Source organism: Novosphingobium sp. B 225 (assembly GCF_002198665.1).
Classification (GTDB): domain Bacteria; phylum Pseudomonadota; class Alphaproteobacteria; order Sphingomonadales; family Sphingomonadaceae; genus Novosphingobium.
In genome coordinates, this window is the sequence record NZ_MWLM01000023.1 from 16,967 (window position 1) to 27,413 (window position 10,447).

7 protein-coding genes are annotated in these 10,447 nt (G+C 64.0%); 1 reads left to right on the plus strand and 6 read right to left on the minus strand.

Features of this window, described 5'->3' with window-relative positions:
- Nucleotides 1-60 precede the first annotated feature (60 nt).
- The 6 genes from MNBBLIKP_RS02645 to MNBBLIKP_RS02670 all read right to left on the minus strand — a co-directional run bounded on the left by MNBBLIKP_RS02645 (nucleotide 61) and on the right by MNBBLIKP_RS02670 (nucleotide 8,740).
- Nucleotides 61-843 (minus strand): SDR family NAD(P)-dependent oxidoreductase, encoded by a 783-nt coding sequence (locus MNBBLIKP_RS02645; protein WP_088307181.1) that lies wholly within the window; start codon nucleotides 841-843, stop codon nucleotides 61-63.
- 21 nt (nucleotides 844-864) lie between these two features.
- Nucleotides 865-2,037 carry an acetyl-CoA C-acetyltransferase gene (locus MNBBLIKP_RS02650; protein WP_088307183.1) on the minus strand — a complete coding sequence of 391 codons (1,173 nt, stop codon included), beginning with the start codon at nucleotides 2,035-2,037 and terminating at the stop codon, nucleotides 865-867.
- Nucleotides 2,038-2,358: 321 nt separating this feature from the next.
- Nucleotides 2,359-4,938 (minus strand): ATP-dependent chaperone ClpB, encoded by a 2,580-nt coding sequence (clpB, locus tag MNBBLIKP_RS02655; RefSeq protein ID WP_088307185.1) that lies wholly within the window; start codon nucleotides 4,936-4,938, stop codon nucleotides 2,359-2,361.
- A gap of 128 nt (nucleotides 4,939-5,066) precedes the next feature.
- Nucleotides 5,067-6,182 carry a S8 family serine peptidase gene (locus MNBBLIKP_RS02660; RefSeq protein WP_088307193.1) on the minus strand — a complete coding sequence of 372 codons (1,116 nt, stop codon included), beginning with the start codon at nucleotides 6,180-6,182 and terminating at the stop codon, nucleotides 5,067-5,069.
- A gap of 189 nt (nucleotides 6,183-6,371) precedes the next feature.
- A complete protein-coding gene (locus MNBBLIKP_RS02665; protein ID WP_088307187.1) occupies nucleotides 6,372-7,931 on the minus strand; it encodes a secretin N-terminal domain-containing protein in 1,560 nt (519 codons plus the stop codon).
- 119 nt (nucleotides 7,932-8,050) lie between these two features.
- Entirely contained in the window at nucleotides 8,051-8,740 is a 690-nt protein-coding gene (locus MNBBLIKP_RS02670; protein ID WP_088307189.1) for a DUF4197 domain-containing protein, read from the minus strand.
- 177 nt (nucleotides 8,741-8,917) lie between these two features.
- Here MNBBLIKP_RS02670 and MNBBLIKP_RS02675 point away from each other — a divergent pair.
- Nucleotides 8,918-10,447: M16 family metallopeptidase (locus MNBBLIKP_RS02675; RefSeq protein WP_140420507.1), on the plus strand; the 1,530-nt coding region annotated here is incomplete at its 3' end.

The following is a 10,447-nucleotide window of genomic DNA, read 5'->3' on the forward strand; positions in this document are numbered from 1 at the left end:
CACCGGAAGCGCAGAAAGCTGCCGTTCGCAGCCCGCCCTGGGCCGGAAGGCGGTGCAAACTTAACGCGGCGCCATGCGGATCGCGCCGTCAAGCCGGACGTCTTCACCGTTGAAATAGCCGTTCTCGATCATCGCCATGGCCAGCTTGGCGTATTCCGCAGGATCGCCAAGCCGCTTGGGGAACGGCACCGATGCGCCCAGCGCATCGCGGACGTTCTGCGGCGCGCCGGCCAGCAGCGGCGTATCGAAGATCCCCGGCAGGATGGTGTTGATGCGGATCGCTTCGCCCGCCAGATCGCGCGCGATCGGCAGGGTCATGCCGACCACGCCCGCCTTTGACGCGGAATAGGCGACCTGGCCCATCTGGCCATCTTCCGCCGCAACCGAAGCGGTGTTGACGATCGCGCCGCGATCACCGTCTTCCTGCGGGTCGAGCGTCATCATCCCGGCTGCCGACATGGCGATGCAGCGGAACGTACCAACCAGGTTGATCTGAATCAGCCAGTCAAATGCCGACGGCGGATAGAAGCTGATCGAACCATCGTCCTTCTTGCGGCTGGCGGTCTTCATCGCCGCACCGGTGCCGGCACAGTTGACGAGGATGCGTTCCTGGCCGTGGGCGGCGCGGGCTTTGGCGAAACCTGCGGCGACGCTGTCATCGCTGGTCACGTTGACTTCGCAGAAAGTGCCGCCGATTTCGGCAGCCAGGGCTTCACCCTTTTCGGCCTGCAGATCGAAAATCGCGACCTTGACGCCCTTGGCAGCCAGCGCGCGGGCAGTGGCGGCACCGAGGCCGGAAGCGCCACCGGTGACGACGGCGGCAACAGTGTTGTCGAGTTTCATTTCAGTAAGCTCCCTTGAATCTCAAACCATCTCTACAATCGTGACGTTGGCGACACCGCCGCCTTCGCACATCGTCTGCAAACCATACTTGCCGCCGCGTGCCTTCAATGCGTGGAGCAAAGTCGACATCAGCTTGGTGCCCGAAGCGCCGAGCGGGTGGCCCAGCGCGATCGCGCCGCCGTTGACGTTGAGCCGTTCCGGATCTGCCCCGGTGTGCTTGAGCCAGGCCATCGGCACCGAAGCGAAAGCTTCGTTGACTTCATACAGATCGATATCGCCAATCGACAACCCGGCCCTGGCCAGCGCCTTGTCGGTCGCGAACAGCGGTTCTTCCAGCATGATCACCGGATCACCTGCAGTCACCGTCAGCGTGTGAATCCGGGCCATCGGGGTCAGGTTGTAACGCTTGAGCGCCGCTTCCGACACAACCAGCGCGGCCGAAGAACCGTCGCAGATCTGGCTGGAGCTGGCAGCGGTCAGCGCGCCGCCTTCCTGCAACAGCTTGACGCCCGCGATGCTTTCCAGCGTCGCGTCCCAGCGGATGCCTTCGTCCACGGTGTGCTGCGCCGGACCATCGGGGGTTTCGATGTCGATCGGCACGATCTCATCGGCAAATGCCCCGGCCTTGGTTGCGGCAATCGCGCGCTGGTGGCTGGTGAGCGCGAACCGGTCGAGATCGTCCTTGGTGAAGCCATGCTTCTTGACGATCATTTCCGCGCCCATGAACTGCGACCACATCACGCCGGGATACTTGGCTTCAAGTCCGGGCGATTTGTAGTGGCCCAGCCCTTCCTTCATGTGAAACATCGCGCTGGTGCCCATCGGTACGCGGGTCATGCTTTCGATGCCGGCCGCGATCACCACGTCCTGCACGCCGCTCATCACGGCCTGTGCGGCGAACTGGATCGCCTGCTGGGATGAACCGCACTGGCGGTCAATCGTCACCGCCGGGGTGCTCTGCGGGAGCAGCTTGCTCGCCAGCACCGAATTGCGCCCGACTTGCCCGGCCTGCTGCCCGGCCTGAGTGACGCAGCCCATGATCACGTCCTCAACCGCAGCGGGATCGACCCCGGTGCGCGTGATCAGCGCGTCGAGCGAGGCGGCGGCGAGGTCAACCGGGTGAACCCCGGCCAGACGCCCGTTGCGGCGCCCACCGGCGGTGCGGAATGCATCAACGATATAGGCAGTGGCCATGGTCCGACTCTCCATTCGATCCGATATTTAATCGATCGATTAAGGGGTGGCCATGGTTAGGTCAAGCGGGGTGTGGTTCGGACGATGGGTGGGGTTTTGGATCGGGTTCACGCAGAGGCGCGGAGGAAGAAAAGAGGCGCAGAGGGGTTGCGCTAGCGGCGAAGCCGCCTTCTTTCTCGGGCGTCGCGCTAAACGGGTGGTCGAGAGAGTAAACAGCGCCTGCGGCGCGGAGCGACACCTCTGCGCCTCTACTTCTTCTTTGCGGCCTCTGCGTGAACCAAAAAAATCCCGGAGCCCTCAACAGACCCCGGGATTTCCGGTTCAACCCACCACGATCTTCAAAGCCCCATCGCCCTCGTCGATCTTCACGGTGCTGCCATCGGGAATTTCCCCGCCCAGCAGCTTTTCCGCCAGCGGGTCCTGCAAATACCGCTGCACCGCGCGCTTGAGCGGACGCGCGCCATAGACCGGATCATAGCCGACCCGGCCCAGCCAGCGCTTCGCCGCGTCGCTCAGTTCCAGCACGATCTTGCGGTCCTTGAGCAGCTTCTGCACCCGCCCGACCTGGATTTCGACGATCGGGGCCATGTGCTCCACGCCCAGGCGGTGGAACAGGATGATCTCGTCCAGCCGGTTGAGGAATTCGGGGCGGAAATGCCCGCGCACCACTTCCATCACTTGCGGCTCGACAGTCTCGACGTCCTGCCCTTCCTCCAGATTGGCGAGGTATTGGCTGCCAAGGTTGCTGGTCAGGATGATCAGCGTGTTGGTGAAATCCACCACCCGGCCCTGCCCGTCGGTCAGGCGGCCATCGTCGAGCACTTGCAGCAGCACGTTGAACACGTCCGCGTGCGCCTTTTCGACCTCGTCGAACAGCACCACCTGATAGGGCCGGCGGCGCACCGCTTCGGTCAGCACCCCGCCCTCATCATAGCCGACATAGCCCGGGGGGGCGCCGATCAGGCGGCTGACCGAATGCTTTTCCATGAATTCGCTCATGTCGATCCGGACCATCGCGGTATCGTCATCGAACAGGAACCCGGCCAGCGCCTTGGTCAGTTCGGTCTTGCCGACGCCCGTGGGGCCGAGGAACAGGAAGCTGCCCAGCGGCCGGTTCGGGTCCTGCAAACCCGCCCGCGCGCGCCGCACCGCCTTGGACACAGCGATCACCGCGTCCTGCTGGCCGATCACGCGCTGGCCGATCACCTGCTCCATTTTGAGCAGCTTCTCGCGCTCGCCTTCCATCATCCGGTCAACCGGAACCCCGGTCCACTTGCTGACCACTGCGGCGATGTCGTCCGCGGTCACTTCCTCGCGCAGCAGCGCGTTTTCGGCCATGCCTTGCGCTTCGCTGAGCTGCTTTTCGAGCGCCGGGATCGTGCCGTAAGACAGCTCTCCCGCCTTGGCGAGATCGCCCTGGCGCTGGGCCTGTTCCAGTTCCAGCCGCGCCGCGTCGAGCGCTTCCTTGATCTTGCCCTCGGCGGCGATCTTGTCGCGCTCACCCTGCCAGCGCACGGTCAGTGCGGCGCTCTGTTCCTCCAGCCCCGCCAGCTCCTCGCGCAGCGCGGCCAGCCGGTCCTTGCTCGCCTGATCGACTTCCTTGGCCAGCGCCAGTTCCTCGATCTTCAATTGGATGATCCGCCGGTCAAGCACCTCGATTTCCTCGGGCTTGCTTTCCACTTCCATGCGGATGCGGCTGGCGGCCTCGTCCATCAGGTCGATCGCCTTGTCGGGCAGAAAGCGGTCGGCGATGTAGCGGTTGGACAGCGTCGCCGCCGCGACAATCGCGTTATCGGCGATCCGCACCCCATGGTGCAATTCATAGCGGTCCTTCAGCCCGCGCAGGATCGAGATCGTGTCCTCCACGGTCGGTTCGCCCACGAACACCGGCTGGAACCGGCGCTGGAGAGCCGGATCTTTCTCGACGTGCTTCTGGTATTCATCCAGCGTGGTCGCGCCGATGCAGTGCAGTTCGCCGCGCGCCAGCGCAGGCTTGAGCAAGTTGGAGGCATCCATCGCCCCCTCGCCCTTGCCCGCGCCGATCAGCGTGTGCATCTCGTCGATGAACAGGATGATCTCGCCCTCGGCGCCCTTCACTTCGTCGAGCACGGCTTTCAGCCGTTCCTCAAACTCGCCGCGATACTTCGCGCCCGCGATCAGGCTGCCCATGTCGAGGCTCATCAGGCGGCGGCCCTTCAGGCTGTCAGGCACGTCGCCATTGGCAATGCGCAGCGCGAGGCCCTCCGCAATTGCGGTCTTGCCCACGCCGGGTTCGCCGATCAGTGCCGGGTTGTTCTTGGTCCGGCGGGCAAGGATCTGCACCGTGCGGCGGATTTCCTCGTCGCGGCCGATTACCGGATCGAGCTTGCCGTCACGCGCGGCTTGCGTCAGGTCGCGGGCGTATTTCTTCATCGCGTCATAGGCGTTTTCGGCGCTGGCATTGTCAGCCGAGCGTCCGCCGGTCAGTTCCTGAATCGCGGCTTCCAATGCTTTCACATCAACATTGGCGGCTTTCAGCGCCTGCCCGGCAGCATTGGTGGTGCCCATGGCAAGCGCCTGCAACATCCGCTGGACCGAAACATAGCTGTCCCCGGCCTTGCTGGCGAGCTGTTCGGCCGCATCGAGCACCCGCACCGAATCGCTTTCCAGCCCCGGCGTCTGCTGCGCCCCCGCGCCGGTCACCCCGGCAATCTTGGCGAGCGCCTTGTCCACTTCGGCCTGAGCAATCGCAACCGTGCCCCCGGCACGCTGGATCAGCCCGGCGGCCATGCCTTCGTTATCCTCCAGCAGCGCTTTCAGGATATGTTCGGGCGTAATCCGCTGATGGTTCATGCGGATCGCCACGGTCTGCGCGCTCTGGAGAAAACCCTTGGCGCGGTCGGTGAATTTTTCGAGGTTCATAGGTGTATCAGCCTCCTGTTACACCACAGGTAGTGTTGCGAATGGGCAACACAAGGGGCTGAATCAAAAAAGGGCGGTTCGCAGCTGCGAACCGCCCGATTTTTGATCAGAACCAAGCCTGATGGCGTTTAGCGCACGCCGATCTTGTCGGCATTGCCATCAGGATCACCAGTGACGGTGCCGTCCTGACGCGGACCGCCAGCCAGCAAGATGCCGGCCAGGTGCGGGGTTGCCATCGAGGTGCCCGAAATCGTGTTGTAACCGCCCGAAAGCCAGGTCGACTTGATCCCGACACCCGGTTCAGCCCAATCGATCGGCGGGTTGCCATAGTTCGAGAAACTGGCAAATCCGCCGCCGTTGCCAAAGGCAGAGACGGTGAAGACATTCGCCCCTTCGGCACGCGCGGGCGAATGGTTGTTGGCATTGTCGCTTTCGTTGCCCGCAGCCAGTGCAAACCGCACGCCGCCAGCCGCGGCCGCCACGACCGCATTGTCCAACGCCTGGCTGACGCTGCCACCAAGGCTCATGTTGGCAACGTCGCCCGGGGCGCCGTTGGCCGCAACATAATCAACCCCGGCAATCACGCCCGAATTCGAACCCGACCCGCGCCGGTCAAGCACACGCACAGCAACCACCCTGGCACCCGGCGCTACGCCGATAACGCCGATGCCGTTGTCCCGCGCGCCAATGGTCCCCGCAACGTGGGTGCCGTGGCCGTTCTGGTCAGCTGGCGTGGTCGTCCCGCCCAGGAAGCTGCGACTGCGGCCCGTATCGACGTTGAGATCGGGGTGAGAGAAATCGATCCCGGTGTCGATCACCCAGGCAGTGGCGAATGTGCCGGCTGCGCCGCCGTTGACGCGCACGATGCCCCAGGGCGTTTCCTGCGGTCCGGTGGTGCCGCCGCCCGGCTTGGCTTCGATGCGGAACTGCGGGATCGCCATCACCTGATCCTGCTCGCAATAAGCGATATTCGGATTGCCGGCCTTCATCCGCTCAATCGCCTGGGCTGGCATATTTGCGGCAAAACCGCGGATCGCGCTGGAATAGGTGCGTGTCACCTGGCCGCCATGGGCCTGGGCAGCACGGTTCGCTTCGGCCTGGACCGCGCCGCGCGAAACAGCAGCGTTGTTGAACACGCAGATGAACGCGTTGGGAATCTTTTCGCCCGCGACCTGGGCCTGGGCCGGAACGGCAAGTGCCAGCATTGGCAGCGCCGCCAGCGCCAGACTGAACGATTTCTTCATATGCATCATCCCTCTCTTTGACTGTGCTTCCGCCGTCACCACAGTGATTTGCCGGAGCGGTTGCTGGGGATGAGACTAACAAGCAAAATTGCGCCGTCGAGACGTAAAAATGCTGAACTGTGGATTAATGAGACGAAATGCCGCCGCTTGGCCTCGAACCGAGGCAAGAAAGAGGTTTTCGCAATTGAATCAAGGCCGGGGCGTATCATCCTGACCTGCGGGAAGCGGAGAGACCGGCTGTTCGAAACGGCGATGGCGGACGATGTGCGGGGTGATCACGATATAGAGTTCAGTCTTCGACCGGGTCGAGCGTTCGAGGCGAAACAGCTGCCCGGCAAGCGGGATGTCGCCCAGCAGCGGCACTTTGCCCTTGCGCTTGAGGACGTTCTCTTGCGTCAGTCCACCGATCACAAAGGTTTCCCCGTCACGCACCGAGGCCGAGGTTTCTGCCTCGCGCTGGCTGATCGTGGGATAGCCCTGCGAATAACCGGTTACCGACGACACCACGCCATAGATTTGCGACGTGACGAACCCGTCAGAGGAAACGCGCGGCGCAATTTGCAGCGTCACCCCAACGTTGACGTACTGCACTTGCTGCGAAACCCCGTTGACCCCCGAAAGCGTGATCGAGGTCAGGATCGGCAAGGCATCGCCAGTGATGATCTTCGCGGTCGATCCGCTCTGCGCGGCGATCCGCGGGCGCGACAGGATTCGCCCTTCACCCTTTTCGACCTGGGCATAGATCGCCGCCTGCAGCACGCCCGAAGGCAGCACGTCGCGCGGATCAAGGCTGATCGAATTGGGCAGGAACGATCCGGTTTCCAGCCGCCCAACTGCCATCTGCCCCGACGAATTGTTGAGATCGATCCCCAGATTCTTCGCCCCGCTTTCCGTCAGTTCAACGAATTGGGTTTCCAGGATCACACTGTCGACCGGTACGTCGATCAGCGCGATCTGATCTTTCACCTTGGCGATCCGTTCGGCGTTACCCGAAACCCAGATCGCGTTGAGGCGGCGGTCAACCGCCAGGCCATTGCCGAACGATTGTCCCAGTGGCCGTTCGGCCCGCTGCACTTGCGGCTGGACGTTGAGATAATTGGGCTGGTTGCCTGAACCGGGCGAACCGAATCCAGGTTCCTTGCGGATAAAGACGTTGTTCGGTTCGATTGTCGTGCCTTCGACCAGCAGGCCGATCACTTCACTCACATCGGCGTATTTAAGCGGCACCATTTCAAAGCTGTCGCCCGGTCGGATGTTGAGCTGGGGGGCAAGGTCGCTGGCCTTGACCACTTGTTCCTTGTCCGAACCCAGCGGCCGGCTGCCCGTGGCCTCCTCCTCGCTGACCCGGCTGACCTTGACCTGCACCGCATTGTCGCCGGCGGGTTCAACCGTAACGCGGGCCGGCTGTGCAGTATCGAACCGCAGTACCAGATCGCTGCCCGCAACTTCGAATTCAGCCGAACGGACCAGGCCCTTGTGCGGCGCGCGTTGGGGGATACGCCCCACGCGCAGGGCATTGCGAAAGATCAGTGCAGGCTTGCTGGGATTGGTGTTGAGCGGAACGAGTTGGGGTTCATCGGGCGAAAAGCGCAGCAGGAAAGCGGCTTGCCCGTCATCCTCGGTCACCAGCTTGAGGTCTTCGAGCACGGCGGGCACCGCGGTCTGCGCACGCAGCGGCAGCGCGCCGCACAGCGCGATGAATGTTCCCATCAGCGCCAGCAGCACAATGCGCGGCAGCCCCCTCGGCATGAAAAATCGACCCTCCGGCTAAGCCTTGCCGCCCCCGCGGCGAAAGCTTGAAGCGCGCGACCTTAGCCTGTGCGGGTTGATTCGCAAGGCAGCTGCGGCATGAAGTTACGCGATGCGGATCAGTTCTTGCCGCCCAGAATCCCCTTCAGCAGGCCCTCTGCGGGCTTGAGCGGATTGGCGCGCAGTTTGCCTTCTTCGCTGCCCATATATTTGAAAATGCCGTTCAGCGCCTGATCGGTGACCGAGGAACCCAGCTTGTCGTGGCTGATCCCGGCCAGATTGGCGAGCACGCCCTTTTTGGCCAATTTGTCGAGCGCGCCATAGGCGCCGACCTTGACCAGGCCGGCATCGACCAGGGGGCGCAGCTTGCCGGTCAGTTCGGTGGCGGCGCTGCGGCGCAGGTACTGGCTGGCCCCGTCGTTCTGGGTGGCGATGCCGGGCACGTCGGCCAGAGTCAGCTTGCTGATCGCAGAGCGGAAGATCGGTTTGGCTTCTTTCGCCGCCAGTCCCGCCGCATCGTTAAGCTTGCGGGTCAGGCCGTCAGTCAGCCCCAGCTGGCTGCCCTTGTTCAGCACTTGCCCGAGCAGTCCGCCACTGCCGCCCAGCAGCGGCAACAGGATCCGCACCGCCGGATCGGCATAGAAGGCACCGGGCACGGCCAGCTTGTCCAGCGCGGAATCGCTCGCTTTGCCCAGCACGCCGGACAGGCCGCTGCCCAGCAATTGCGCCTGCGCCAGCGAAGCAAATGGCAGCGCGGCCAGCCCGAGCAGCAGATGACGGCGTTCGATTGGAAATTCCCCCTGCGACATGGGCTTCCTCCTGTTGGTGTAGCGCCAAGGGTCTCACACCCCGGCACTGTCGGCAAGCTGAATGAACCCGCGCCGTTCGCCCGTTCCAGCCAGCGGTTTGCAGAATAGTGCTGCATGTGCCCCGCGTAGCTGGCATGGACTGCGCGACTGTTCAGGTTTCAGGAGACTGCATTGCTCATGCGCCGTTTTGCCGCCACTTCGTTGCTTGCTCTCTCGCTCGCTGCTTGCGCCGGAAAATCCGACATTGTCGTAACCGCCGTCCCGCCGCCAGTTGCGGTTGCTGCCACGCCTGAACCCGCCCCCGCGCCGCTGGCCGATCTGGTCAAGGCGGTCGACATTCCGTTCGAGACCTTCAAGCTGGCGAACGGCCTGACCGTGATCGTCCACACCGATCGCAAGGCGCCGATCGTGGGGGTCACCACTTATTACCGGGTCGGGTCGAAGCATGAGCCCAAGGGCCGCACCGGCTTTGCCCACCTGTTCGAACACCTGATGTTTGGCGGATCGGAAAACGTCCCCAATTTCGACGTCCCGCTGGAAGGGGCCGGGTCCACCAGCACCAACGGATCGACCTGGTATGACCGGACCAATTACGTCGAAACCGTGCCCACCGGCGCGGTCGAGCTGGCGCTGTTTCAGGAAAGCGACCGGATGGGCCACCTGCTGGGCGCGGTCACGCAGGACAAGCTCGATAAGCAGCGCGGGGTGGTCCAGAACGAGAAGCGGCAGGGCGATAACCAGCCGTACGGGCTGGAGGATTACCTGATCGGCGACGGGCTGTTCCCGCTGGGTCACCCCTATCGCCACTCCACGATCGGTTCGATGGCAGACCTGAGCGCCGCCAGCCTGGCCGATGTGCGCAAGTGGTTCACTGACAATTACGGCCCCAACAACGCCGTGCTGGCGCTGACCGGCGATATCGATGCCGCCACGGCCCGCCCGCTGGTGGAAAAATGGTTCGGCCATATTCCCGCCGGTCCGGCGATTGCACCGGTTGCCGCCGGGCCGGTCACCCTGCCCGCCCCGGTCAGCCGTGATCTGGCCGATCAGGTCCCCAACCTGCGCCTGACCCGCAGCTGGAGCGGCCCGGGGCTGAACCATCTCGATGCCGAAGCGCTGCAAGTGGGGCTTGATGTGCTGGGCGGCCTTTCCAGCTCGCGGCTCGACAATGCGCTGGTGCGCGGCAGCCAGCAGGCGGTCTCGGTCACCGCCATGGCCCAGCAGCACGAACAGACCGGCATGCTGCAAGTGGCGATGATGGTGAAAGACGGCGTCCCCCGCGCCGAAGCCGAAGCGGCGCTTGACGCAGTGGTGGCGAAATACCTGGCCGAAGGGCCAAGCGAGGACGAAGTGCGGCGCAGCGCCACGCGCCTGGTCAGTCAGGAAATCGGCCAGCTGGAAGTGGTCGGCGATTTCGGCGGCAAGGGTATGACCCTGGCCGAAGGGCAGCTCTATTCGGGCGATCCGGCCAAGTACAAGGCCAGCCTCGCCCGGATCGCCGCGCTGACCCCGGCCGAGGTCAAGGCGGCGCTGAATCGCTGGCTGGGCCGGCCGGTGCTGGCGGTCAACACCGTGCCGGGTGAGCGCAAGCTCAAGGGCGAAACGCTGGGCGGCTGGGGCGATGAAGCAACCAGCCCCGCCGCCCGCCCCGATCCGCGCCGATGTGGAGCGCGTGCGCGACCAGCGGCTGAGCGAGATCGCCCAGAC